The 24071-nt window shown below is 73.7% G+C and carries 21 protein-coding genes; 9 read left to right on the forward strand and 12 right to left on the reverse strand.

Features of this window, described 5'->3' with window-relative positions:
- Window positions 1-23: 23 nt before the first annotated feature.
- From ACIGXP_RS34380 to ACIGXP_RS34395, 4 genes are all read right to left on the reverse strand, one after another.
- Window positions 24-1277: an arsenic transporter gene (locus ACIGXP_RS34380; RefSeq protein ID WP_399775245.1), complete on the reverse strand. Its 1254-nt coding sequence runs from the start codon at window positions 1275-1277 to the stop codon at window positions 24-26.
- Window positions 1278-1342: 65 nt separating this feature from the next.
- On the reverse strand, window positions 1343-2581 hold the full coding sequence (locus ACIGXP_RS34385; RefSeq protein ID WP_399775248.1) for a hypothetical protein: 1239 nt from the start codon (window positions 2579-2581) through the stop codon (window positions 1343-1345).
- 199 nt (window positions 2582-2780) lie between these two features.
- Complete coding sequence (locus ACIGXP_RS34390) at window positions 2781-3470, reverse strand: DUF4232 domain-containing protein (protein WP_399775122.1); 690 nt, start codon at window positions 3468-3470, stop codon at window positions 2781-2783.
- Window positions 3471-3618: 148 nt separating this feature from the next.
- On the reverse strand, window positions 3619-5007 hold the full coding sequence (locus tag ACIGXP_RS34395) for a serine/threonine-protein kinase (protein WP_399775124.1): 1389 nt from the start codon (window positions 5005-5007) through the stop codon (window positions 3619-3621).
- A gap of 47 nt (window positions 5008-5054) precedes the next feature.
- Between ACIGXP_RS34395 and ACIGXP_RS34400 the strand changes: the two genes are divergently transcribed.
- The gene (locus ACIGXP_RS34400; protein ID WP_399775127.1) at window positions 5055-5603 is read left to right on the forward strand and encodes an RNA polymerase sigma factor; all 549 of its coding nucleotides are present in this window, start codon (window positions 5055-5057) and stop codon (window positions 5601-5603) included.
- 3 nt (window positions 5604-5606) lie between these two features.
- Here ACIGXP_RS34400 and ACIGXP_RS34405 read toward each other — a convergent pair whose 3' ends face one another.
- Both ACIGXP_RS34405 and ACIGXP_RS34410 read right to left on the reverse strand, forming a co-directional pair.
- Window positions 5607-7988: a SpoIIE family protein phosphatase gene (locus tag ACIGXP_RS34405; protein WP_399775130.1), complete on the reverse strand. Its 2382-nt coding sequence runs from the start codon at window positions 7986-7988 to the stop codon at window positions 5607-5609.
- A 426-nt stretch (window positions 7989-8414) separates the two neighbouring features.
- Complete coding sequence (locus ACIGXP_RS34410) at window positions 8415-8960, reverse strand: methylated-DNA--[protein]-cysteine S-methyltransferase (RefSeq protein ID WP_399775133.1); 546 nt, start codon at window positions 8958-8960, stop codon at window positions 8415-8417.
- A 176-nt stretch (window positions 8961-9136) separates the two neighbouring features.
- Between ACIGXP_RS34410 and ACIGXP_RS34415 the strand changes: the two genes are divergently transcribed.
- The 4 genes from ACIGXP_RS34415 to ACIGXP_RS34430 all read left to right on the forward strand — a co-directional run bounded on the left by ACIGXP_RS34415 (window position 9137) and on the right by ACIGXP_RS34430 (window position 12833).
- Window positions 9137-9376, forward strand: coding sequence for a hypothetical protein (locus ACIGXP_RS34415; protein ID WP_363220462.1), 240 nt, complete (start codon window positions 9137-9139; stop codon window positions 9374-9376).
- 3 nt (window positions 9377-9379) lie between these two features.
- Complete coding sequence (locus tag ACIGXP_RS34420) at window positions 9380-9757, forward strand: toxin Doc (RefSeq protein WP_351241009.1); 378 nt, start codon at window positions 9380-9382, stop codon at window positions 9755-9757.
- A 551-nt stretch (window positions 9758-10308) separates the two neighbouring features.
- Window positions 10309-12021, forward strand: a complete 1713-nt coding sequence (locus ACIGXP_RS34425; protein WP_399775137.1) for a ricin-type beta-trefoil lectin domain protein — start codon at window positions 10309-10311, stop codon at window positions 12019-12021.
- 380 nt (window positions 12022-12401) lie between these two features.
- A complete protein-coding gene (locus ACIGXP_RS34430) occupies window positions 12402-12833 on the forward strand; it encodes a subtilase-type protease inhibitor (protein ID WP_399775140.1) in 432 nt (143 codons plus the stop codon).
- Window positions 12834-13033: 200 nt separating this feature from the next.
- Here the strand turns inward: ACIGXP_RS34430 and ACIGXP_RS34435 are convergent, their stop codons facing one another.
- The 4 genes from ACIGXP_RS34435 to ACIGXP_RS34450 form a co-directional block, all read right to left on the reverse strand.
- Window positions 13034-13243 (reverse strand): CDGSH iron-sulfur domain-containing protein, encoded by a 210-nt coding sequence (locus ACIGXP_RS34435; protein WP_399775143.1) that lies wholly within the window; start codon window positions 13241-13243, stop codon window positions 13034-13036.
- Window positions 13224-13853, reverse strand: a complete 630-nt coding sequence (locus ACIGXP_RS34440) for a HemK2/MTQ2 family protein methyltransferase (RefSeq protein WP_399775145.1) — start codon at window positions 13851-13853, stop codon at window positions 13224-13226. Before ACIGXP_RS34440 ends, ACIGXP_RS34435 begins: the two co-directional genes overlap by 20 nt.
- Window positions 13854-13898: 45 nt before the next feature.
- Window positions 13899-14912 carry an iron-containing redox enzyme family protein gene (locus ACIGXP_RS34445; protein WP_399775147.1) on the reverse strand — a complete coding sequence of 338 codons (1014 nt, stop codon included), beginning with the start codon at window positions 14910-14912 and terminating at the stop codon, window positions 13899-13901.
- A 163-nt stretch (window positions 14913-15075) separates the two neighbouring features.
- A complete protein-coding gene (locus tag ACIGXP_RS34450) occupies window positions 15076-15249 on the reverse strand; it encodes a hypothetical protein (protein WP_399775149.1) in 174 nt (57 codons plus the stop codon).
- 436 nt (window positions 15250-15685) lie between these two features.
- Here ACIGXP_RS34450 and ACIGXP_RS34455 point away from each other — a divergent pair, with 436 nt between their 5' ends.
- The 3 genes from ACIGXP_RS34455 to ACIGXP_RS34465 are packed head-to-tail and all read left to right on the forward strand — an operon-like array spanning window position 15686 to window position 18252.
- Entirely contained in the window at window positions 15686-16537 is an 852-nt protein-coding gene (locus ACIGXP_RS34455; RefSeq protein WP_399775151.1) for an SDR family NAD(P)-dependent oxidoreductase, read from the forward strand.
- Between the two features lie 6 nt (window positions 16538-16543).
- On the forward strand, window positions 16544-17464 hold the full coding sequence (locus ACIGXP_RS34460) for a DMT family transporter (RefSeq protein WP_363218852.1): 921 nt from the start codon (window positions 16544-16546) through the stop codon (window positions 17462-17464).
- A gap of 50 nt (window positions 17465-17514) precedes the next feature.
- The gene (locus ACIGXP_RS34465; RefSeq protein WP_399775154.1) at window positions 17515-18252 is read left to right on the forward strand and encodes a polysaccharide deacetylase family protein; all 738 of its coding nucleotides are present in this window, start codon (window positions 17515-17517) and stop codon (window positions 18250-18252) included.
- Window positions 18253-19138: 886 nt separating this feature from the next.
- Here ACIGXP_RS34465 and ACIGXP_RS34470 read toward each other — a convergent pair.
- Window positions 19139-20227, reverse strand: coding sequence for a galactosyldiacylglycerol synthase (locus ACIGXP_RS34470; protein ID WP_399775251.1), 1089 nt, complete (start codon window positions 20225-20227; stop codon window positions 19139-19141).
- Window positions 20228-20430: 203 nt separating this feature from the next.
- Here ACIGXP_RS34470 and ACIGXP_RS34475 point away from each other — a divergent pair, with 203 nt between their 5' ends.
- Complete coding sequence (locus tag ACIGXP_RS34475) at window positions 20431-21249, forward strand: ribonuclease BN (RefSeq protein WP_363218850.1); 819 nt, start codon at window positions 20431-20433, stop codon at window positions 21247-21249.
- On the opposite strand, the gene ACIGXP_RS34480 is transcribed toward ACIGXP_RS34475, so the two are convergent.
- Complete coding sequence (locus tag ACIGXP_RS34480; protein WP_399775156.1) at window positions 21246-24071, reverse strand: NHLP bacteriocin export ABC transporter permease/ATPase subunit; 2826 nt, start codon at window positions 24069-24071, stop codon at window positions 21246-21248. The two genes, ACIGXP_RS34475 and ACIGXP_RS34480, sit on opposite strands and share 4 nt — an antisense overlap.

Below are 24071 nucleotides of genomic sequence, written 5' to 3' on the forward strand. Positions count from 1 at the left end.
GCCCCCTTCGGCGCACGCGAACCTCAGAGAACCTGCAGCGATCCCCACAGTGCCACGACCGCGACGGCGAGGGAGGACGGCACGGCGAGCAGGCCCAGCCGGGTGAACTCGGCGAGATCCACGCCGTGCTCGTGCTGGTGCACGATCCGCCGCCACAGCAGCGTCGCCAGCGACCCGGCGTAGGTCAGATTGGGCCCGATGTTCACCCCGAGCAGCACGGCCAGCACCGCGCCGGGCCCGGCCGGCACCGCCGGCGGCAGCAGGACCAGCACCGCGGGCAGATTGTTGATCAGGTTCGCCAGGACGGCGGCCAGCGCGGCGGTTCCCAGGAGTGCCGGCAGCCCGGTCCCGCCCGGGACCACGTGCCCGAGCACATCCGCGAGCCCGTTGTCGACGACCGCCCGCACCACGATGCCCAGCGCCGGCACGAACGCGAGAAACGCCGGGGCCGCCGCCCGTACCACCGTCAGCGGCGTCGCCCTGCGCCGCACCAGCGCCCGCCCCGCCAGCACCAGCGCACCCGCCGCCGCGACCCAGGCCGGCTCCACGCCGAACGCCGACGCCACCACGAACCCAGCCAGCGTGCAGGCCACGGTCGCCGGCGCGAACCGCGGCAGCCGCGGAGCCCCGCCGCTCTCCCCGCCCGCCGGTGCCGCCGCCACGAGATCACGGGCGAAGAACCGGCGGAACACCAGGTACTCGGCGCCGATCGCCACCAGCCACGGCAGCGCCATCAGCGCCGCGAACCGGGTGAAGCTCAGCCCGCTCGCCGCGAACGCGAGCAGGTTCGTCAGGTTGGACACCGGCAGCAGCAGCGACGCGGTGTTCGACAGATGCGTGCAGGCGTACACATGCGGCTTCGGCCGTACGCCGGTCCGCGCGGCCGTCGCGAACACCACCGGGGTGAGCAGCACGATCGTGGCGTCCAGGCTGAGGACGGCGGTGATGGCGGAGGCCAGCGCGAACACCGCCGTCAGCAGCCGCACCGGACGGCCCCGCGACCACCGGGCCATCCACGCCCCGCAGGCCCGGAACAGCCCCTCCTCATCACAGAAGTGGGCGAGCACCAGCACCGCCGCCAGGAACCCGACCACCGGCCCGAGCCGCTCCGCCTCGGCCCGCGCGTGGTCCAGCGAGATCGCCCCGGTGGCGACGGCGATGCCGGCGGCGGGAACGGCCATCACCGCCTCCGGCCACCCGAAAGGCCGTACGACGGCCCAGGCGAGGACGGCAACGAGCAGCACGGCGGACAGCGCTTCGGCGAGCGGCGTGTTCAGGGCGGGTCCTTCCGGAAGCGATCATCAGGAGTGCCCGCCCATGAAAACAGAAGACGTTGAACGTCCTACGACGACGGGCTGCCCGCCGCGCCCAGGAACTCCGCCCAGCCGCCCGCCGGGGCCTGCCCGGGCACCAGTGTGCGCAGCTTGCGCAGCACCGCCTGGTCCTGCGCCTCCAGCCAGGCCACGAGTTGCTTGAACGACACGAAGCGCACATCGTCGCCGTGCGCTGCCATCTTCCCGATCGCCTCCTCGACGGCGTCCATGTAGATGCCGCCGTTCCAGCGCTCGAAGTGGTTGCCGATGAAGAAGGGGGCGCGGTTGGTCTCGTATGCCCGCCGGAAACCGGCGACATAGGCGTCGCGGGCCTGGGCACGCCAGGCGTCGTAATGGGCGCGGTCGCCGAGCGGGTTGCCGCCGGACTGGTTGAACATCATGTTGTAGTCCATCGACAGCACCTGGAAGGAGTGCCCGGGAAACGGTATGGACTGCAGCGGGAAGTCCCAGATCTTTCCGCCCTGCACCTTGCCCGGCCAGATCTGGAGCCCGCCGGGGGAGCTGGCGTCGTACTTCCAGCCGAGGGCCGCGGCCGTGGGCAGCAGGTTGGACTGGCCCTCAAGACACGGCGTACGGCCGCCGATCAGCTCCTTGCGGTAGTCGAAGGGGAGGGGCTCCAGGTCGGTGAAGCCGGTGTTGGTCTTCCACTTGGTCACGAAGCCGACGGCCTGGTCTATCTCGCTGCGCCACTCGGCCGGGGACCAGTTGCGCACGCCGTTCGCGCCGCAGAAGTGCCCGTTGAAGTGGGTGCCGATCTCGTGGCCCTCCAGCCAGGCCGCGCGGACCTGCTGGATCGTGGCGTGGATGTGCCGGTCGGCGAGGTAGCCGATCGCGGACGCGCCGACCGGGTGCTGCGGCGGACGGTACAGGTGCTTCTTGGACTCGGGCAGCGTGTAGATGCCGCTGAGGAAGAACGTCATCTTCGCGCCGTGGTCGGCGGCCACCTTGCGGAACCGGGAGAACAGATTGTTGCTCAGCTCGCCCGCGCCGTCCCAGGAGAACACCACGAACTGCGGAGGCTTCTGACCCGGCTTCAGCCGCTCGGGCTTGGGCTGGTGCGGCTGGGCCCCGGTGTCGGCCGTGGAGCCGTCACCTATCGGCTTGGCCGGCCGGGCCTGGGCGGTGCCCCTGCCGTCCGCCGGGCCGTCGACCGAGAGGCCGGTGCCGGAGGAGCACGCGGCCAGCGTGCCCAGGGCGCCCGCCGCCGCGCCCGCCGTCAGCACCCGCCTGCGTGAGATCCCGCTCATCTTCTCCCCGATTTCCTCGTCACGGCCCTTGGGGGCCTGCTCGCCGGTGTAGGTCGACGGGTTCGATGACGGGGTCCAGCGGATGGATCGCGGCCTGCGGCGCCTGTTGCCGTCCTGTGACAGTTGTGGCGCGCTCATGACGAACCCCGCTGCCGGGGGAGTGGGGCAGCGGGGTTCGTCCCGGGGATGTGGGCAGTGGTCAGGGAGCGGTGCCCGGGCTGAGCGGCGACAGGAAGACGGACGAGGAGTTGCCGGAGACGGGCACCGCTCCGCCCGTCCAGGCGACCTTCAGCGCGTCCCGCTCGTCCGGCGGCGTCACCAGCAGCGCGGCCGGGGTGGCCGTACGGGCGCCGCTGACACCGGGGTTGGAGAAGGTCAGCCCGGCCCAGGCACTCTGCCCCGACTTGAGGGTGACGGTGACCGGGGAGCCCGACTCGCGCTGCGGGTCCGGGCCGAGCTGTGCGCCGGAGGCGGTCACGAACGCCGTGCCCGGATAGCCGTGCAGGGTGCAGGTCCGGCCGGACCTGTTGGTGAGGACGACCGGGAAGTTCTCCTGGCCGGCGCCCGGGTCGTTGCGGCCCACCGAGGCGCGCAGCTCGGAGGTGTGGCAGCGGTTGCTCGCCGCGGGCGTGGCCGTACCGCCGCCCGTGGACGCGGTGGCCTTCGTGGTCGAGGACGAGGGGACGGTACTGCGGGACGCCGCCGGGGCGGACGTGGGGGACTCCGGGCTCTTCGTGGTGCCGGTCGCCGGGGCGGCCGTACCGGAGACCGTCATCGGTGGGTTGCTGTGGACGTCCTGGCCGTTGCCGCAGGCGGTCAGGAGCCCCAGCACGGTGACCGTGCCCACGAGCAGGGTCCCGCGCCGCGCGGACCGGGGTGTGTACACCATGTAGAACACTCCTGGATGGTCACGGCACGCGGCGGACCGCGTGCCTGACGGCGCGGACTGCGCCGTCCTCACACTCCGATGCACCGAACGCCGGAAAAGTTCGGCACGGAGGGTTTTCTTCCCCGCCGCGACCGCCGCCAGCCGCCCGTCAGGTCACGCTCAGCGAACGGAGTATCCCCTCGGTCGCGTCCCCGGCGCCCCGCTCGCGCACCTGTACGTACACCTGGGGCTGCGCGGCGCCGTCCGCCGGGTTCAGCGCGGACTCCGTGACCGAACCGCCGTCCGGGCAGCCGCTCCAGGCCCGCACCAGGCCGTGCCAGTCGCCGTCGGTGAAGGTGCGGCTGCCGGAGTAGCGGCAGCCGGAGTGGGTGAGGGCCTTCACCTTCGCGGTGACGTCGCCGTGCTCGCTCACCCCCACGAACACGCCGTCCACCGCCTTCCGCAGATCGGGCCAGTGGCTCAGGTCGTCGGCGACCACCAGCCCCGGTTCACGCCCCTTGCCGAGTCCCAGCGTGGCCGGGTCCCAGCCGGAGTTGCGCAGCTCGCGGCTCCAGCCGGCCGGAACCTTCACGACCACCCGTCCGGTCGAGTCCGTCACCCGGACCTCGTCCGAGGAACCGCCGCGGTTGATCAGCACGGTCACCGTGGCCGCGGCCGCTGCCGCGGCGAGGAGCGCGGCCAGGGCCAGCGTCACCGCGTTCAGCCGGCCGCGGACGCCGTCCAGCCGCCGGGCGGGCCGGAGCGCCAAGGACGCCGACAGCCGGTCCAGCTCGTTCGCGAACGCCTGTGCGCCGGGCCAGCGCCGCGCGCGGTCCGGCTCCAGCGCGCGCAGCAGCGCCCGCTCCACGTCGTCACCGAGGTCCGGCCGCAGCCGCCCGGGCGGTACGACCCTGCCCGGCGGGCCCGGCACGCTGCCGGTGACCAGCTCATAGCCGACCGCCCCCAGGCTGTAGACGTCGGCACGCTCGTCGATGCCCTCGCCGGGCTCGGCCTGCTCCGGTGGCTGATAGCCCGCCGAGCCCGCGGCCAGCGTGAGCACCGAGGCCTGCGCGAGGCTCTTGGCGAGCCCCAGGTCGGCCAGCAGCACCCGCCGGGTGCCGTCCGGGGCGGTGTGCAGCAGCACGTTGGTGGGCTTGATGTCCCGGTGCACGATGCCCGCCTCGTGCAGCGCGGCGGCGGCCCGGGCGGCCTCGGCCGTCAGCGCGAGCGCGTGCCCCACCGGCAGCGGCCCGCCCGCCAGCAGATCGGCGAGGGTGCCGCCGTCGGCGTACTCCATCACGAAGTACGGCCTGCCGTCGGGGAGTTCGCCGATGTCGTAGACCTGCACCACACGGCTGGAGCCGGCCCGGCGCAGCAGCCGCGCCTCGGACAGGAAGCGGTCCCTGATGTCGAGCCGGTGGGCCCAGTTGTCGGCGAGGACCTTGACCGCGACCGGTGCCTGAAGCTCGTCGTCATGGGCGAGCCAGACCGTGGCGAAGCCGCCGGTGCCCAGCGGCCGGTTGAGGCGGTAGCGGCCGATCCGCTCCAGGGAGTGCATACGACTATCATGCCTGGCCTGAGATCGACTTGAAGGAGGGCCCGTCCGTGCAGGACCAGGCGCCGTTGGAAGACCTCGCGCGGCGGGCCGCCGCCGGCGACAGCGCGGCCCTGGACCGGCTGCTCACCGAGATCCGGCCGGAGGTCCTGCGACGCTGCGGGCGCTTCCTGCCGTGCCGGGAGGACGCCGAGGAGGCCGCGCAGGACGTGTTGCTCCAGGTGGCCCGGTACATCTCCGGCTTCGAGGGCCGCAGCCGCTTCAGCACCTGGCTGTACACCGTGGTCGCCAACTGCGCCCGGCAGAAGTACCGCGAGCTGAAGCGGCGGGCCGCCGAGCAGCCGGCCGCCATCGAGCCGTCGTACGCCGTCGACCCGCGCACCACCAGCGTCATCGCCGGCTCCCGGGTGGATCTGCTGGAGGCGCTGGACCGGCTGGAGCGGACACATCCGCACCTGGTCGCGCCGCTGGTCTACCGGGACATCTGCCAGCTGGACTACGCCGAGGCCGCCGAGCGCGTCGGCATCCCGCTCGGCACGCTCAAGTCCCGTCTGCACGAGGCCCGCAAACAGGTACGGCCGTGGCTGGCGGGGTCCTGAGCGCTACTCGTCCTCCTCGAAGAGGGGCAGTTCCGCCCAGATCGTCTTTCCCTCCGGGGTGTGCCGGCTGCCCCAGCGCTGGGTGAGCTGGGCGACCAGCAGCAGGCCACGGCCGCCCTCGTCGAAGGTCTTGGCCCGGCGCAGGTGCGGAGCGGTGTGGCTGGTGTCGGACACCTCGACGATCAGCGTGGTCGCATCGTGGATCAGCCGCAGCCGGATGGGGTGCGAGCCGTACCGGATGGCGTTGGTGACCAGCTCGCTGACCACCAGTTCCGCCGTGAAGGCCGCCTCGCTCAGCCCCCAGGTGTCCAGCTGCTCCACGACCTGCTTGCGGATCGGAGCGACCAGTGCCGGGTCGGCCGGGATGTCCCAGGTCGCCACCTGCGAGGCCGGCAGGCCCTGGGTGCGGGCGAGCAGCAGCGCCACGTCGTCGGGGACGCCACCCGGCGGCAGCAGGGCGTGCAGCACACGGTCACAGGTCACGTCGAGGGAGCCGGTGTGCCCGGCCAGCGCCTCGTACAGCAGCTCGCGGCCGGCGTCCCCGTCCCGCCCCCGGGACATCACCAGACCGTCGGTGTACAGCGCGAGGACGGTGCCCTCGGGCAGTGCCAACTCGGCGGACTCGAAGGGCAGCCCGCCCAGGCCCAGCGGGGGACCGGCGGGCAGGTCCAGCAGATGCGGCCGGCCGCCCGGCCGCAGCAGCACGGGCGGCGGGTGCCCGGCGCGCGCCAGGGTGCAGCGCCGCGACACCGGGTCGTAGACGGCGTACAGGCAGGTCGCGCCGACCTCGCCGGGGCTGCCGTCGCCGCCGGACTCCTCCGACAGCCGGATCACCAGGTCGTCCAGGTGGGTGAGCAGCTCGTCCGGGGCCAGATCGATGTCGGCGAGGGTGCGCACGGCGGTCCGCAGCCGGCCCATGGTGGCCGAAGCCTCCACGCCGTGTCCGACGACGTCCCCGACGACCATCGCGACCCGCATCCCGGACAGCGGGATCACATCGAACCAGTCGCCGCCCACTCCGGCCCGCGCGGCCGGCAGATAGCGGGAGGAGGCCTTCAGCGCGGCCGTGCGCGGCAGGGTGCGCGGCAGCAGGCTGCGCTGGAGCGCGAGCGCCGTCTCGCGTTCGCGGGAGTAGCGGCGGGCGTTGTCGATGCAGACGGCGGCCCGGGTGGTGATCTCCTCGGCGAGCAGCCGGTCGTCCGCGGTGAACGGGTCCGGGCGCCGGTGCCGCGTGAGGACCGCCACGCCGAGGGTGAGCCCACGGGCCTGGATGGGCACCGACATCGAGGAGTGCATGCCGAATCTGCGCACCCGCTCGCTGCGCGCGCTGTGCCAGGTAAGCCATGGCAGCAGGTCGCCGACGGTCCCGGACGCGGTGATCGTGTGGCCCGCGGTCAGCGAGTCCGCCTGGGCGGAGCCGGCCGGGTACTCCTCCGTCTGCCCGGGCTCCATCACCGCCTCCGGCACGCCGTCCAGGACCGACCGGTGGGCGGCCCGGCGCAGGGTGACCGGCGCCGAGAGGCGGGCCGGGGGCTCGCCGCCGTAGTCCTGCGGGTCCAGCAGGTCGATGGTGACGAAGTCGGCGAGCACGGGCACGCACACGTCCGCCAGCTCCTGCGCGGTGCGGGTGACGTCCAGCGTGCTGCCGATGCGCACGCTCGCCTCGTTCACCAGCTGCAGCCGCTGCCGGGCGCGGTGGCTGTCGGTGATGTCGTGCGCGGCCAGGCACACCCCGCGCACCCGGCCCTGCGCGTCCCTGACCGGCGCCATCCGGGCGAGCCAGGCATGCGCGCGGTCCTCGCCGCCGGTGTGCACGAAGGTCTGCACATCCAGCGGCCGGCCCGTGGTCAGCACCTGGAGCATGCCCTGCTCCAGGTCGTCGCTCTGCGGCCGGCCGCCGATCTCCACGAGCCGCAGCCCGCGCAGGCGCTCCTCCGGCAGCCCGATGACCTCGGCCATCGCCTCGTTCATCCGGCGCAGCCGCAGCTCCGCGTCGTACACGGCGACCGCGCACGGCGACTGGATGAGGTCCGCCGCGGCGAGCGGGTCGTCCTCGGCGGGCGGTTCTTCGGGAGGCAGCGGGGTGACGACGAGCCAGTCGCCGCCGTGTCCGTCGTGCGGCGGCCGGCGGTGCACGAGCAGCCAGACCGGCACGGTACGGCCGTCCCGGTGGCGCAATCCGACGGTTCCCTCCCAGCGGGCGCCCGTGGGCAGGGCCGACGGGTACTCCCCGGCGAGCAGCCGGGCGGCGGGACGGCCCAGGACGGCGTCCGCCGGGTGGCCGAGCAGGCGCCTGGCGCCCTCGTTCCACTCGACCAGCTTTCCCTCGTCGTCGATGACAGCCCGGGCCGTCGCCGCGTCGTCGAACGGATAGACCCGGCTCATCGTCGCCGCTCCCAAGCGCACACTCACAGTGAACAGGTGGCACCTCTCGCGTTCCAGCGTAGTGCTTCGGGGACTCCTGTGAACCACGGCCTCCGCCGGCCCGGCCCGGTCGGTCGAACACGGTCAAGGGGGAGATCCGGCCGATCTGCGACCCCGGGCGGCCGTGGGTGCCCGACCTCTGTTTGTTCACGATCAGTTGTGAGCATTTCTGAGCCGGGCCGGAGCGCTGCTGAGCATCGCGGCGGCCGCCACACCATGCCGCTGCGGGACGGCCGGCGCTTCGCCCTGGTCAACCCGGGCGGCATCACCGACCCGACCGGCGCCTGCGCACGCGCCGCCGCTCCGCCGGCTGTCCTCCACCCTGCCGCCGGCCTCCACCGGCCGGCGGATATCGGTCGAGTTCGACGACGTCCACGACCCTCGGCGTCAGGGAGTTGAAGCGAGCGCCTCCCGATGGGCGCCTCGTGGCAGGGCCGGCTGCAGCGCACCCTCGTGCGTGAGCAGCCACCGCTTGCCCTCGACTCCGCCCGCGTACCCGCGCATGGTGCCGTCCGCGCCGATCACCCGGTGGCAGGGGCGCACCAGAAGCAGGGGATTGGCGCCAAGCGCCCGGCCCAGCGCGCGGAGTCCGGCGCGCGGCACGCCCAGGCGGGCCGCCAGCGCGCCGTAGGTGGTCGTCGTGCCGTAGGGGATGTCGTCGAGGGCCTGCCACACCGCCCGCTGGAACGGGGTGCCGGTGGCAGCGAGCGGCAGCTCGAACCGGGTCCGACGGCCCGCGAAGTAGGCGTCCAGCTGCCTGTGCGCCTCGGCGAACGGGCCGTCGTCGCGGTCCTCCGCGCGGACGGTGGGTGCGCCGCGCTGCCCCGGCACACTGAGGGAGCCGAGCGTCAGGCCGGACGGCGACACCGAGCCGGTCAGCAGCAGGTCGCCCAGCGGGCTCGGGTGGACGGTGTGCAGGGTGCGTGTGCTCATCGGAGTGCTCCTCGTGTCCTGCCGGGGTCTCTTTCCGTGCTGCCGAGTCTGCTGCGCCCCACGCTCGCTGACCGGCGGGAATCGGACTTGGCTTTCGCACCCCTCGGGTACCGCGGAAAAGGGCACTTGACCTGCCGATATTTACGGGTGAGTACCCGCGCGGTACCGTGAGGGACATGCCAGCTCTCAACGTGGAGTTCAGCGAACGGGAACTCGAGGACCTGCGGCAGATCGCCAAGGAGCGCGGTACGTCGATGAAGGCCCTCGTGCGCGAGGCCGCAGCCGCCGACATAGCGCGCCACCGGGCCCTGCAGGAAGGCGCCGAGGCCTTCCGGCAGTTCTTCGCCGCGCACGCCGAGGAGTTCGCGGCGGCCTTCCCCGACGACGAACCCGTTGCGAAGGACGAGGCCGCCTGACGCATGCCTTCCGTCATCCATATCGACGTCCCCTGGCTGCTTCAGCGCCACGAGGAGGTCCTGCCCGACCAGCCCGCGGTCGACGACTTCTCCGCGCTGGTCGCCGCTGTCGCCCGGCACCGCGTGGATCCGCCCCGGCTCGGCGTGGACTCCGACCCCGCCTGGCGGGCCGCCGCCCTGCTGCACACCCTCGCCGTGCTCAAGCCCCTGCCCGCGGCCAACGCCCGCTTCGCCTGTGCGACCGCCGTGGCCTACATGTTCGTCAGCGGCGTCGGCATCGACCCGCCGTACGGCGCACTCGTCGACCTCGCCCGCGATCTGATGTCGGGCAAGGCGGACGTGTACGGCGCGGCCGACCGGCTGCGCTCCTGGCAGATCTGAGGAGGCCCTGCAACCGACTTGGGCTCCGCCCTGCCGGCGGACGGCGGGACTCCGGTGGCGGGGCCCAGCCCGTCCCGGCCGGCGGGGGAAGCCGCCGGGGCCGCCGGCCGGGGCAGGGTGAGCGAGACCGCCGGCCGAGGGCGGGAGGAACGGGGCCGGCGGCCGGTTTCGCGCGGGCGCACCTCCCTCACCCGCGCGGGGCCTTTCCCAGGAGGCCTCCCAGTCCACTACCGGCCCGCACCCTCCGGAAGCGTGCGCGGCCGGCCGGTTCGTGCGCACGCTTCACACGGGGCGTATGACTTCTCGAAAGCCGGTCACGAAACCAGAGCCCCTGCCCGCTGTTTGACTCTCTTTCAAAACTTCCGATGTTGTGCGGGTGCTCTGTTGCTCGTGTGGAAGTTGTGCGAGGGTTGAAACGCCCGTGCGGGGGGTAGAGTCCGGGGTTCCTCCGGCAGAAGCGGAACTTCACCGGCCGAACTCCGGCCCATTCCCCTCTCCGCGCGCCGCAGAGGTACGCATCGACGCAGCACGCACCATAAGGAACACGCTCAGTGCTCACCCCCCACCCCCCTCGTCCGCCCTATCCGCCGCCCGGCGACGACTCCGGGGAGTCCGACGAGTTGCTCGCCGGTCCGCTGCGGGCCGGCTCCGACGCGGAGGGCTCCCGCTCCGCCGCCCTGCTGATGGCCCGGCACTGGCAGCCGGCCCACGATTACGCGGTCGTCTGCCTGGCGCTGTCCGGGCCGCTCGCCCACATGGTCACCGCCACCGCCTTCCACCAGGTCCTCGGCCGGCTCGCGCTCGGCGAAGGAGCCGAAGCGCTGCGCCCCCGGCTGCTGGTGACGGTCCGGGACACGGTCGTCAACTGGTCCGGCACCGACCGGATCACCGCCGTACTGCCCGGACTGGGAAAACCCGCCGGGGGCCGTGGGATGCGCGCCGCGAAGACCCTGATACCGGAGAACCGCGCGCTGTCGGAACGCTCCTTCCACGCCCTTCCCCGGCCGGAGCAGGCGCTGTTGTGGCACATCGAGGTCGAGGCCGAGCCGATAACCGTTCCCGCGGCCCTGCTCGGCATGGACATCGAGAGCGCGGCGGTCGCACTGGAGCAGGCGCGGGAGAAATTCCGGGAGGGCCTGGTGCGGGCCCATCGGGAACTCGCGCCCGGCAAGGAATGCCGTTACTACAACCGCCTGCTCGACGTTCCGATCCGCCGCGGCGGTGCCGGCGCGTTGCTGCCCGACGTCCAGGAGCACCTGTCCGCCTGCCCCTACTGCCGGCACGCCGCCGAGCAGCTGGGCCATGCAGACGCAGCCCTGGGCGTCCTGCTCGCCGAGGCCGTGCTCGGCTGGGGCGCCCGCCGCTACCTCGAATCCCGCCCCGGCCGCCGTCCGGGCCCTTCCCGGGGCCGTGGTGGCTCCCGGCGCTCCGGCGGACGCCGGCGCGGCGGCAAGCCGGGCCTGCTCGCCCGCGCCGCCCTGACCGGCGCCCGGCGGCGCGGCGACGGCGAACCCGGGGCCCTTGACCCCGCCCCGCGCGGCCGGCGGCGCGGCGGCGAGCCCGGTCCGCTCGCCCGGATCCCCGGCACCGCCTGGTCCTCCAGGACGCTGCTCACCGGGGTCGGCGTCGCCTCGGCCGGGCTGCTGGCGACCGTCCTCGCGATCAGCGCGTGGCCGGACGGCGGCGACGGCACCGATCCGGTCGCCTCGACCAGCGCCGTCCCCGGCACCGCCACGGGCCAGTCCCCGCCGTCCTCCGCCACCGGCCCCGCGCAACTGCCCACCGCCGGCCGTCCCACCCGGCTGCGCAACGCCGCCGCCGGGCTGTGCCTGGACATCAAGGGCACACCGAAGGCCGGGGCGAGCACCGCCCTCGCCGTCTGCTCCTCGGCCCTCACCCAGCAGTGGACGTACGACGCCGACGGGTTGCTGCGCAGCGCGGCCGACTCGGGACTGTGTCTGGACTCGCACGCCGACGCCGGTGTGGTGATCCTCGGCACCTGCGCCGACGCCGGTTCCCCGCGGGGCGACGACGTGCGCTACGACCGCACCGAGCAGGGCGAGTTGCTGCCCCACTGGGACCGGACCCTCGCCCTCGCGAGCTCCGGCCAGAACGCCGGCGCCGACCTCGTCGTCAAGGTCCGCGACCGCTCCGCAGGCCAGCGCTGGACACCCGACACGACCTCGGCGAGCCCCGGCTCCCTGTCGGTCGCGGGTACGGGGGGCCCAATGGCGCGGCCGGCAACGCTGGGACGGCACGCCTAGGCCCTGCCGTCACACTCCCGCCCGCCCTGCGGGGCGTCGTCGCCCGGTCCGGCGGGGCCACCGATCATGGTGATCATTTCATGAACACAAGGCGTCACGAAGGGGTCCGGCGCGGACGGAGTCGGAATGTTTCAGGACGATTAACGAAGCGCTGATTTTCAGCCATCCGGAAGGCCCGGAAGCCCCGGACCCGCTCAGTTCCTGGGTCACGGTGTGCGGATTCCGTGACTTCACGCCACTACTTCAACACGAAAGGTTACCGAAACCCATGCGTTCGATGTGAGTTTCCACGGCGGACTCGGCAGAGTGGCGCTCGCCGCCCCGGCGCCCGACCGGGTCCGGGCCGGCGACTCGTCTGTTCGAGCGGAAGGATGCACACAATGCGGAACACCGCGCGCTGGGCAGCGGCCCTCGGCCTCACGGCCGCCGCCGTTTGCGGACCCCTGACCGGGGCCGCCGTCGCTGCACCGGGCGCCGCCCCGTCGTCGCTCTACGCCCCCTCGGCGCTGGTGCTCACCACCGGCCACGGCAACGACGCGGCCACGGCCACTCCGGAGCGCGCCGTCACTCTGACGTGCGCCCCCACGGCCTCCGGCACCCACCCGGCCGCAGCCCAGGCCTGCGCAGCACTGCGCGGCACCGGCGGCGACTTCAACGCCCTGAAGGCCGGCGAGGTGTGGTGCAACAAGCTGTACAACCCGGTCGTCGTCACCGTCCAGGGCGTCTGGCAGGGCAAACGCGTCTCGTACGAGCGCACCTTCGGCAACAGCTGTGAGCGTGACGCCATCGGCGACGGCGTCTTCGCCTTCTAGAGACCGGGATCGCACGTGTCCCCGCACACGCCGGATCAGGTCCGCAACTGGGGAGTGCGGCCCCTGGAGCGGGGTACCTGCGATCTCGCACCGGAACCGACGGGCGGAGTGGGGCCGCCCGCCGGATTCCGGGCACACAGCCGCTCCCCGGGCAGGCCCGTGGGGGGCCTTTCCCGGGGAGCGGCGAAAAACAAGCGGTTTCAGTCGCTGTCCTTGACCTTGCGCCGGTGACTCGTGTCGCACCAGGGGTAGCGGCGACTGCGCCGGCAGGTACACAGAGCGACACGGAAACGGTCCGAAGACACCGTCGTGCCGTCCTCCAATTCGATCTCGACCGGTCCCTCCACCAGCAGCGGCCCCCGCCGCTGCACCGTGATCCGACGGGCCCGGTCAGCGCGTTCGTTCGGCACGGACGACCACCAGCTCCTCCCTGTGTTCGTCCGGGGAGATGAGGCCACGCCCGCGCAGCCACTCCTCCCGGGAGCGCAGCACCGGCCCGAAGGCGATCCAGCGGCGCCGGATCACCGCGGCCTTCAGACCCGCGGCGCGCAGCAGTTCCAGCGTGCGATAGGGATCGCTCAGCGAGGAGTGCACGGTCAGCAGCACGCCTCCGGGGCGCAGCAGCGCGGGTGCGTCCCGGCAGATGCGGTCCAGCAGCAGCCGTCCGTCCTGGCCCGCGTCCCAGGCCCGGGACCTGCCGCGCGGGCCCCGGCCGGCATCGGGTGCCGGAACGTAGGGCGGGTTCGCGAGGATCAGGTCGTACGTACGGCCCCGGACCGGTGCGAAGAGGTTGCCGCGCCGGATCCGTACCGGCAGCCGGGCCAGCCACGCATTCACCCGTGCCGTCAGCACCGCCAGCCGGGACACGTCCACTGCCGTGACCTCGGCGCCCTGCCGGGCCGCCGCCAGGGCCAGCGCCCCGCTGCCGGTCCCGACGTCGAGCACGCGGGCACCGGGCGGCACAGCCTCCTCGCGGAGGGCCTCGACCAGCAACTCCGTGTCGTCCTGGGGGGCGTACACGCCCGGTAGCGCCAAAGTGATCACATCGCGCGAGTACCCCGGCATTCAGGATGTATGGGCCATTTCCGGCTTCAGGGGCGTTCGCAGGGAGGAGCGCCCGGCGCGCCAGTCGGCGAGCAGCCGACGGGCCAGACGGTCCTCCAGATACTCGGTGGCGTCGATCCCGAAGGCGACGTCCGGCGCCAGCTCCGGCTCCTCGGCGAGCAGTCCGCCGATCACGTCATGGCGTACGACCTGTTCGTGCACCGCGTCCGCCTCGACGTGCTCGTCGTAGAAGAACTCCGCAGCGGCTCCGGCGCCGGTGCGGCGCATCGCCTCGGCGAGCCGGCGGGAGCCCGGCGAAGAGGTGATCTCCACTTCGGCGAAATGACCCACCAGCGCGGCGCGCAGCTCCCGGTGCAGGCCGAACAGGGACATCAGGTTGACGACGGCCAGCATCTCGGCGCGGGCCGCGTCCAGATAGCGGCCGTAGGCGGTGTCCAGGCCCAGGTCCGTCATCAGCGCGGCGAACAGGCGCGCGTGCACCCGGTCGGCCCGGCCGCCGCCGAACTCGTCGTACTCCACCGCCGCCATCGCCGCCTTGGCCCGCCCCCACAACCGGGGCAGCACCCAGGCGTGCGGGTCGGCCTCCTTCAGGTGGTACAGGGAGCGCTGGGCGGCGTACTCGCGCAGGTGCCACAACTCGCCGTCGGCTTGGAGGAAATGGGTCACCCCGGTCCCCTCGGCCGGTTCGACGAGGAGCGCGGCGAGCGCGTCGTCGAGGCTGTCATGGCACGGCGTGTCGGCGCGCAGCGCGGACAGGAAGCGCCGCTCCAGCGCGGCGCGGACGCGAAGCAGGTCCGGGTCCCATTCGAACTCCGGGCCGACACCGGCGAAACCCCGGTAGTGCAGCTCGTAGCACAGGTACAGCGCGAGCTGCAGGTCGTCGCCGTAGGGATCCGCCGCCTTCGTCTCCTCGGGGCGGGGGAGGGAGCCCGCACCGCGCAGGTACGCGGTGATCGCGGCGGACAGAGGGCCTCGGGGCGGGGGCAACTGGGGGCCTCGGGGATGGCTGCTCATGAGGTTCGGGTACCCCCGCCTCCGAAAGGCATCAATGAGGCATCGGTGGTCCCTCCGGAGCCGTCGGTGCTCCCTCGGAGCCGCCGTGCTTCCTCAGAGCCGTCTTCCTCTGAGCGCCCGGTGTCCCTCCGGAACGTTTCGGTGAGCCGCCGGTCCGGCCGTCTCACTCTCCTTCCGCCTGCTCCTGCGCCGCGGTGTTCGGAGTGATGGCGTCCCCGGCCGCACCCGAAGCCTCGGCCTCGTCGCGCTTCTCGGCCTCCTCGACCTCCCGGAGCACCTCCTCCAGCGCCGACTCGGGCCGGTCCTCGTGCTCGTTGCCACCGTTCCCGCCGGACATGGCGCCTCCTCCCGTCCTCGCCGACGTCTTGATCCACCACGGGTTACCCGCCCGTGCCGTCTCAAGCGTCCCGCCAGGGAATGCGCCGGGTACACCGGGCCGGCACCGCCGGCCCTACCGCTCGCAGGCGTCACCGGACCGGCGCACCAGCCCCGGTTCCAGCGGCGGCCACCCCTGACCGGCCCATCAGCCACCGGTCAGCCACCCCGGCCCCAGCACGGCCGCGCCGCCCAGGACGAAGAGGAGTCGTGCGCAGCCAGGCGGTACCCCGCCCGCACCATCCGGCGATTTCGGCACCTCGGTTCCGGCCGACGCAGGCGTTCGGCGGGGTTCCGCCGTGCGCGGTGTTTCAGTGTGTGGCGCCCTGGATACACCGCGAGGGTTCGGCCCCGGAACTCGCGAGCCCGTGCACACACGTCGCAGTGAGGTCGTCACCATGTCCCATGCCCCGCCCCCCGCAGGACCGTCGGACCGCACCGGGCCGGTCGCGACCTCCGTCCCCGAGCCGGGTCCCGCCCCAGGATCCCGGGACCAGGCCGGCCGGCACCGCGCCGCCCTGGTGACGGGCGCCTCCTCGGGCATCGGCGCCGTCGTCGCCCGCCGGCTCGCCGCCGAGGGCGGCTGGCGGCTGGTGCTGAACGGACGCGACACCGCACGCCTGGAGCAGGTGGCCGCCCAGGTCGGCGCCCTGGCCCTGCCGGCGGACCTCACCGGGCCGGGCGCCGGCCGTCTGCTCACCGATCTCGTCCTGGACCACGCGGGACGCCTCGACCTGCTGGTGGCCGGCGCCGGCGTGGGCTGGGCCGGCGACTTCACCGGAATGCCCCACGCCCGCATCGACGAGGTCGTCGGCGTCGACCTGCTGGCCACGCTGCACCTCGTGCGCGCTCTGCTGCCCCACATGGTCGCGGCCGGCTCGGGGCGCATCGTGCTCATCGGATCCGTCGCGGGCAGCTTCGGCGTGCGCGGCGAGGCCGTGTACTCCGCCGCGAAGGCCGCCCTGGCCGCCTTCGCCGACTCCCTGCGCTACGAGCTGCGCCGTACCGGGGTGGGCGTCACCCTTGTGATCCCCGGCGTGGTCGACACCCCCTTCTTCGAGCGGCGGGGCGCCCCCTACACGAGGGCCTGGCCCCGCCCTGTGTCACCCGAACGGGTGGCGGACGCCGTCTGGAGTGCCGTGCTGCACGGCAAGGACGAGGTGTACGTCCCCGGCTGGCTGGGCTTCCCCGCCCGGGTGCGCGGCCTCGCGCCCGGGCTCTACCGGCGGCTCGCCGCGCGCTTCGGATGAACCGCCATGACCGCCGTGACCGTGCTGCTCGCCCTGCTCGCGGCGCTCTCCAACGCCTCCGCCTCGGTGCTGCAGCGCCGGGCCGCCGTGCAGGAATCCGACGAGGGCACCGGAGCGCGGGCCGCCCTGCGCCGGCTCACCCATCTGCTGCAGCGCCCCAACTGGCTGGCGGGCACCGGGCTGCTGGCGCTGTCCAGCGTGCTGCAGGGCGGGGCGCTGGCCACCGGCAGCCTGTCCCTCGTCCAGCCGCTGCTCGCCGCCGAGCTGCTGTTCACCCTGGTCGTGGGCAGTGTCGTCTTCCGGCGTGCGCCGGACCGCCGGACCTGGCTGGCGTTCGCCGCCCTCGCCGTCGGGCTGGCCCTCTTCCTCGTGGCCGCGTCGCCGTCCGCCGGGCTGCCCACGGCATCGCCCCGGTCCTGGCTGGTGGGCGGCTGTGGAGCGCTCGGTGCCGTGGTGCTGCTGGTGGCGGCCGCCCGTCCGACGAAGGGTGCCGCCCGGGCCGCGCTGCTCGGCCTCGCCTCGGCCGTGTCCTTCGCGACCACCGCCGCACTGCTCAAGGAGGCCGTGGGGCGGCTCGGCCAGGGGCCGGACGCGATGTTCGGCCACTGGTCGCTGTACGCCACCGGCGCCGTCGGGATCGTCGCCTTCCTGCTGCTGCAGAGCGCGTTCGGCGCCGGTTCCCTGACGGCCTCCCAGCCTGCCCTCACCCTCGGCGACGCGATCACCAGCGTCATCCTCGGCTGGGTGCTGTTCGACGAGGTGATCCATCTCGGACTGCGCGTGATTCCGGAAGTCATCGGTGTCGGGCTGATCGGTGCGGGCAGCCTCGGGCTCGGCCACGCGTCGGCCGAGGGACAGGAGTGGGACACGCACGTGCGGGACCGCCGGGACCGCAGGACACGTCACTCGAACCGAGCACACCGTTAGGGCGCCGCCGTGAGAGAGCGGGGCCCCACCACCAGGAGGGCAGTTCAGCGATGTCCCTGATGTCCGGCCGCCCATGGCGGAAGGCGGCCCTGCTGCTCCCGGTCGGGGTCGCGGCCGCACACATCGGACCGGCGGCCACCTGGCTCCCGGGCGTACGGCTGCTGCTGTTCCCCGGGCTCTGCGGCACCGGCCGCCGCCGGCACGTCGCGCTGACCTTCGACGACGGCCCGGACCCCGCCTCTACGCCACGTTTCCTGGACGCGCTGGACGAGCTCGGCGTGCGGGCGACCTTCTTCGTGCTCGGCGAGAACGTGGTGCGCCATCCCGCGCTGGCCCGGGAGACCGCCCGGCGCGGACACGAACTGGCGGTGCACGGCTGGACGCACGACCGCCCCTGGCAGCCCGCCCCCGCCCGGGACGCCGCGCAGATCGCCCGGACCGTCCGCGCGGTGCACGACGTCTGCGGCCACCTGCCGCAGTGGTACCGGCCGCCCTACGGGATCCTCACCTCCGGACGCTGGCTGGCCGCACGCCGGGCCGGGCTGAGGCCGGTGCTGTGGTCGGCGTGGGGCAAGGACTGGACGGCCGACGCCACCCCGGCGTCCGTACGGGACCTGGTCGCGGCGGATCTGCGCGGTGGTGGCACCGTCCTGCTGCACGACTCCGACCGCTTCGCGGCCCCCGGTTGCTGGCGCTCGGCCCTCGGCGCGCTGCCCGCCCTGGTGACGGACTGCCGTGAGGCCGGCCTTTCGATCGGCCCCCTGCGCGACCACGGGGCACTTCACTGAGAACCCCTGCCGCGTGGCTGGGTGGACGCGGGGGCGCTGATGCGGGGTCGGGGGGCCGGGGGGTCGCCCGACGTGTGGCCGGCAGACGCGGGCGAATCGCCCGAGGCGGTGGCCGGGCAGGGGCCGGGGAGTCGCCCGAGGCGGTGGCCGGGTAAAGGCCGGAGGCCGCCCGAGGCGCCGGCCGGGCAGAGGCTGAGGAGCCGAACGCGAGCCGGGCCCCGAGCCCGGGCTCAAGCTCCCTGGCCCGCGCCCCGGAGCGCCGAGCCCTGGCCCCGAGCCGCGCCCCGGAGCCCCGATCCCTAGCCCCGAGCTCCGGAGCCCCTGGGCCCTGTCCCCGAGCCCGAGCTCCGGAGCGCCGAGCCCTGGCCCCGAGCCGCGTCCCGGAGCCCCGATCCCTAGACCCGAGCCTGGGGCTCAAGCCCCTAGCCCCTGGCCCCTGGCCCCTGGCCACGAGCCCGAGCTCCGGAGCGCCGAGCCCTGGCCCCGAGCCGCGTCCCGGAGCCCCGATCCCTAGACCCGAGCCTGGGGCTCAAGCCCCTAGCCCCTGGCCCCTGGCCCCTGGCCACGAGCCCGAGCTCCGGAGCGCCGAGCCCTGGCCCCGAGCCGCGTCCCGGAGCCCCGATCCCTGGCCCCCAGCCTGGGGCTCAAGCCCCTAGCCCTAGCCCCTAGCCCCTAGCCCCTGGCCCCGAGCCCGCGCCCCGGAGCGCCGAGCCCTGGCCCCGAGCCCGCGCCCCGGAGCCCTCGCCCCCGAGCTCCGGAGCCCCAAGCCCCCAGCCTCCCGTCGGCTGACCGGCGCGGTGGGCCGCGGTGGTGCGGGCGTCGGCGTTCCGTGTTCCTGCGTCACAGCGCCGTCGGGTCACAGCGCGGTCACATGTGCGCCGTCGCGTCACAGCGCCGTCACATGCGCCATCGGGTCACCCCGGAACAGCGCCCGCCCCCGGGCCACCCGTTCCGCCCGCTCCGGGCTGCCTTCCGTGAGCCTGTCCAGGGCCCTCAGCAGACCGGGCACGTCCGGGGCCAGTTCCGACACGCCGAGGTCGGCCATCCGGCGGACCCCGTCCACCCCATGGCCGGGCAGCGGCCGGTACCCGATCACCGGCAGCCCGGCGGCCAGGGCCTGTACGGCGGTCTGGCCGGCCGCGTTGTCCAGCAGGGCGTACGCGGCCGACAGCAGCCCGGGCATGTCGTCCACCCAGTCCAGGGCCAGCACCCCGGGCACCCGGGCCACCCGCTCCCGCAGCCCGGCGTTGCGCCCGCACAGCACCACCGGCAGATATCCGGCCCCCGCCAGCAGCCGGGCGGTGGTCTCCGCCCGGGACGCCGCGCCCCAGGCGCCGGCGGACAGCAGGACAGGCCGCCGGCCGGGCGCCTGCCCGGCGAAGCGCTCCCGCCACCGGGCCGCACCGGGTGCCGGTGCACAAAACTGCGGTGCGACCGCCGGACCGGTCGTCACGACGGGCCTGCCCACGGCCCGGCGCACTTCGGCCGCCGCCCCGTCCGTGAGGCACAGATACTGGTCGTTGCCGGGGTGCAGCCACTGCCGGTGCACGGCGAAGTCGACGAGGAAGACGGCGCTCGGCACCCGCAGCCGGCCCCGGACCCGGAGATGACCGGTGAGCTGCGCGGCCAGGTGGAAGACCGACACCACCACATCGGCGTCCAGCCGCCGCACGAGGTCCGTCAGCCGGTCACCGGCGAGCCGGGCCAGCGGTACTCCGCTCGGGCGCGGACCCGTGCCGCCGCGCAGGAAGGCGCCGTAGACACCGGCGTACGCCCAGGGAAAGTGTCGTACCGACGCCTGGTACGAGCGGCGCAGCCCGCCGCCCAGGCCGTACGGCAGCAGCCGCAGCACGTCGGCCACCTGCGGCTCGTGTCCGCACGCCGCGGCCCGCCGCGCCAGTTCGGCGGCCACGGTGTCGTGACCGGCTCCCATGCTCGCGCTCAGGATCAGCGGGCGTCGCCGGACGCCCGGCATGGCCGGTTCCGGGCAGGGCACCTCGGCAGGAGTACGCACGGGTTCCGATTCTCCGGTGCGCACCGCCCGCAAACCGCCCACTCCGCCGCCGTGTCACCGACAGCACGGGCACGCGACACGGCACCGGCGTGAGTTGCCCGGAGCGCGCCGGGGTGGATGAATCGGCACAGGACAGCGTGTGGGCGGCGAGCACGGGAGGAGCCGTGAGGCGGTTGCGGCGCGGGCTGCACCGCGCTTGGGAGTGGCTCCGGGCCGGAGCCCTGCTCGAACACGGCCGCGAGCTGGAACTGATGCACCGGGCCATGGGCTTCGCCACCCTGGCGCTGGTGACGCTGGCACCGCTGCTCATCGTGGTCGCCGCCGCCGATCCCCTGGTGCGGGGCGGTTTCGCCTCGTGGCTCACCGACGGCATGGGCCTGTCCGGCCCGTCCGCCCGTGTGATCACCGACGTCATCAGCCCGCCGCGCAAGGTCATCGGCACGACCAGCGTCCTGGGCGGTGTCCTGCTGGCCGTGTTCGGCGTGTCCTTCGGCGGCAGCGTGCAGAACGCCTACGAACGGATCTGGGGCGTGCCCCCCGGTCCCTGGCACCGGGTCTGGCGACAGGCGACCTGGCTGGTGGTGCTCACCGCCTACCTCTACCAGGAGGTGGCGACGAAGAACTCGCTGCACGGGGGCCAGCGGATCGCCCTGTCCGCCGTCAGCGGCGTGCTGTTCTTCTGGTGGGGGCAGCGTTTCCTGCTGGGCGGCCAGATCCACTGGCGCTCGCTGTTCCCGGGGGCCGTGGCCACGGTCATCGGCCTGGTCGGCCTGAGAGCCTTCTCCCACCTCGTCTTCACCCCGCTCATCGTCACCAACGCGCTCAGCTACGGCGCCGTCGGCACCGTGCTCGTGGTGGAGTCCTGGCTCATCGGCGTCGGCTTCGTCATCTACGGCGGTGCCCTGTTCGGCCGCTGGTTCTGCGAGCACCACTGGATGCCGCACCACGACGACCACCCGGATGCCGACGAGGAGCCCGGTTAGGCCAGCTGCCGGCGCACCAGCTCGTGCAGCCGGCCCGTGGTGTCGGCGAGCAGCTCGGCCGGGGTGCCCTGCTGGACGACCTTGCCCTCCTCCATCACGATCACCCGGTCGGCGTCCAGGACCGTCGACAGCCGGTGCGCGATGACGACCCGGGTGGCGTTCAGCTTGCGGGTGCTGTCGATGACGATGCGCTGGGTGTCGTTGTCCAGGGCACTGGTGGCCTCGTCGAAGAACAGGATGCGCGGTCGCCGGATCAGCGCCTGGGCGATCATCAGGCGCTGCCGCTGACCGCCGGAGATCGCCCCGCCCGCGGCCACGATGGTGTGCAGGCCCATCGGCATCCGCTTGATGTCCTCCGCGAGACCCGCCAGCTCCGCCGCCGCCATCGCCTCCTCCGGCGTGTACGGCTCGGTGCCGCAGATGACGTCCAGGACGGAGCCGGTGAACGGCTGCGCGTGCTGGAGCACCACCCCGCACTGGCGGCGCACCGCCGACTGGTCGAGCGCCGCGAGGTCCTGGCCGTCGTACAGGACACTGCCGGAGACCGGCTTGTCGAAGCCGATGAGCAGCCTCAGCAGCGTGGACTTGCCGCAGCCGCTGGGTCCGACGACCGCCACGAACTCGCCCGGCCGGACGGCGAAGGACACGTCGTCCAGGACGAGCGGGCCGTCGTCGGCGTACCGGAAGGAGAGCCGGCGTGCCTCGATCGCGCCGGACAGCGGGCCCGGCCGGGTGCTCGACGTGCGCACCTCGGGGGTCGCCTCGAAGACCGGCTTGATCTCCTCGAACAGCGGCAGCGCGGCCACCGCCGAGACGAACGATCCGGTCAGCTGGGTGACCGAGGTCAGGACCATCGTCACCGAGGTGTTGAAGGTGAGGAAGTCGGCCGCCGACATCGCGCCCTTGGCCGGGCCCGCCAGCAGCATGAACATCAGCAGCGTGCACACCGGCAGATAGATCCCGCCGAGCACCGTGGTGAGGTTCTTGATCCGGCCGACCTTCTGCTGCAGCTCACGGCTGTGCGCGAACTCCCGGGCCCAGGCCGCGTAGGCGTAGTTCTCGGCCGCCGCCACCCGCAGCTTGGGCAGCCCCCGCAGGGTCTGGAAGGCCTGGTTGTTCAGCTTGTTGCCGAGCACCACCAGCTTCCGCTGCCAGCGCACCTGCCACAGCCCGAGCCCCAGGAACACGGCGGCGATGACGACGAGCATGCCGATCGCCGCCAGGGCCATCGACGGGCTGTACCAGAACAGCAGGCCCAGGTTCATCGCGCCGACGGTCACCGACTGCGCGACCACCGGGCCGACGCCCGCCAGCAGCCGGCGGATCGCGCTGATGCCCATGGCGGCACTGGCGAGTTCACCGGTGGAGCGCTGGGTGAAGAACCGGGTGGGCAGGCGCAGCAGCCGGTCCCAGACGGCCGGCTGCAGCGCGGCCTCGATACGGCCCTCCAGACGCAGGATGGACAGGTTCTCCAGCAGCGTGAACGCCGCCGCCACCACGCCGCTCACCATCACGGCCAGGCACACCTGGACGATCAGGCCCTCCTGGGCGCGCGGCACGTACTCGCCGAGCACCTTGCCCGTCGCGATCGGCACCAGCGCGCCGATCGCCACCGTCACCAGCCCGGCGAGCAGCAGACCGAGCAGGTCCCCGCGGGTGCCCTGAAGGCTGAACCGCAGCAGGCCGAACGGCGAGAGCCCCTTGTCGGGCAGCGGCCGGTAGAACATCACCGCGCGCGGCTCGAACTCCTCCGCGTTCGCCTTCTCGACCGGCGTCTCGCGGCCGGTGCCCGGATGGACGGCCACATACCCGCCGCGCCGCCACAGCAGCGCGACCGGTGCCCCGGACAGCGCCCGGTGCCCGACCAGCGGGCCGACGTTCTCCCGCCACCAGCGTCCTTGCAGCCGTACGGCCCGGGTGCGCACCCGGGAGGCGAGCGCCACCCGTTCGACCGGGTCGAGGCGTTCGCTCTCGGTGCCGCTCTGCGCGGGCTCCGCGAGCTTGATCCCGGCCGCCTCGGCGACCAGCTTGCAGGCCGCGTACCCGGCGTCGGCGTCGGCGGCCGTCGTGCGGCGGGCCGAGCGCTTGCCGATGGACGCCAGCAGCGTCTGGTCCGCCTCGGCGCGCACCGCCTCACCGGCCTTGATCCCGGCGGCCGTACGGGTCTCGTGGGTGCGTTCCAGCTGCTCGATCCACCGGTCCAGCGCGGTCAGCAGCCGGTACTGCTGGTCCACCATGGACTGCCACAGCGCCGGGTCCATCAGCAGGTCGGCGGCGGCCTCCGCGCCGTACAGCGAGCCGTACTGGACGCTGCCCGGCGGCACCTGCATCCAGAACACGTCGTCGTCGGTGGGCGCCTGGGCCCGCTCCTCCGCCATCGGCGCCTGGAAGAGCACGGACAGACCGCGGCCTACGCCGAGCGCGACCGCGTACTCCAGCGGGCTGGTGGCGGGCGGCACGTACTGGGGGTTGCCGTACTCGTCGTACGACCAGGTCTGGGTGTTGGCCGGCTGGTACAGCTCGCGCAGGCTGATCCGGTGCACCACGCAGTCGCGGACCGGGCGGGCCACCAGGGTGTGCTGGGGCCCGGCGACCGGGCCGAGCAGCAGTGCCCCCGCCTCCAGCCGGCCCAGGTGGTGCCAGTGGCCCTGCTGGACGGCGTCCACCGCGAACAGGTCGAGCGCGCCGGCCGCTACCAGCCACAGCACCTGCGGGCCTTCGAGGTCGAGGCGGTTGAGACCGGCGCAGTCCATGCGGGTGCCCAGGGACCCCAGCGCACCGAGGACGAGGTCGCCGTCGTAGCCCTCCTGAACGGTCGTCAT

Source organism: Streptomyces sp. NPDC053069, from assembly GCF_044546895.1.
Lineage (GTDB): Bacteria > Actinomycetota > Actinomycetes > Streptomycetales > Streptomycetaceae > Streptomyces.

Excerpts from the sequence above, each read along its gene's own strand:
- ACIGXP_RS34385 (WP_399775248.1), bottom strand. The coding sequence starts at position 2,581 with ATGAGCGGGATCTCACGCAGGCGGGTGCTGACGGCGGGCGCGGCGGCG.
- ACIGXP_RS34390 (WP_399775122.1), bottom strand. The coding sequence starts at position 3,470 with ATGGTGTACACACCCCGGTCCGCGCGGCGCGGGACCCTGCTCGTGGGC.
- ACIGXP_RS34395 (WP_399775124.1), bottom strand. The coding sequence starts at position 5,007 with ATGCACTCCCTGGAGCGGATCGGCCGCTACCGCCTCAACCGGCCGCTG.
- ACIGXP_RS34405 (WP_399775130.1), bottom strand. The coding sequence starts at position 7,988 with ATGAGCCGGGTCTATCCGTTCGACGACGCGGCGACGGCCCGGGCTGTC.
- ACIGXP_RS34410 (WP_399775133.1), bottom strand. The coding sequence starts at position 8,960 with ATGAGCACACGCACCCTGCACACCGTCCACCCGAGCCCGCTGGGCGAC.
- ACIGXP_RS34415 (WP_363220462.1), top strand. The coding sequence starts at position 9,137 with ATGCCAGCTCTCAACGTGGAGTTCAGCGAACGGGAACTCGAGGACCTG.
- ACIGXP_RS34420 (WP_351241009.1), top strand. The coding sequence starts at position 9,380 with ATGCCTTCCGTCATCCATATCGACGTCCCCTGGCTGCTTCAGCGCCAC.
- ACIGXP_RS34430 (WP_399775140.1), top strand. The coding sequence starts at position 12,402 with ATGCGGAACACCGCGCGCTGGGCAGCGGCCCTCGGCCTCACGGCCGCC.
- ACIGXP_RS34445 (WP_399775147.1), bottom strand. The coding sequence starts at position 14,912 with ATGAGCAGCCATCCCCGAGGCCCCCAGTTGCCCCCGCCCCGAGGCCCT.
- ACIGXP_RS34450 (WP_399775149.1), bottom strand. The coding sequence starts at position 15,249 with ATGTCCGGCGGGAACGGTGGCAACGAGCACGAGGACCGGCCCGAGTCG.
- ACIGXP_RS34455 (WP_399775151.1), top strand. The coding sequence starts at position 15,686 with ATGTCCCATGCCCCGCCCCCCGCAGGACCGTCGGACCGCACCGGGCCG.
- ACIGXP_RS34460 (WP_363218852.1), top strand. The coding sequence starts at position 16,544 with ATGACCGCCGTGACCGTGCTGCTCGCCCTGCTCGCGGCGCTCTCCAAC.
- ACIGXP_RS34465 (WP_399775154.1), top strand. The coding sequence starts at position 17,515 with ATGTCCCTGATGTCCGGCCGCCCATGGCGGAAGGCGGCCCTGCTGCTC.
- ACIGXP_RS34470 (WP_399775251.1), bottom strand. The coding sequence starts at position 20,227 with ATGCCGGGCGTCCGGCGACGCCCGCTGATCCTGAGCGCGAGCATGGGA.
- ACIGXP_RS34480 (WP_399775156.1), bottom strand. The coding sequence starts at position 24,071 with ATGACGACCGTTCAGGAGGGCTACGACGGCGACCTCGTCCTCGGTGCG.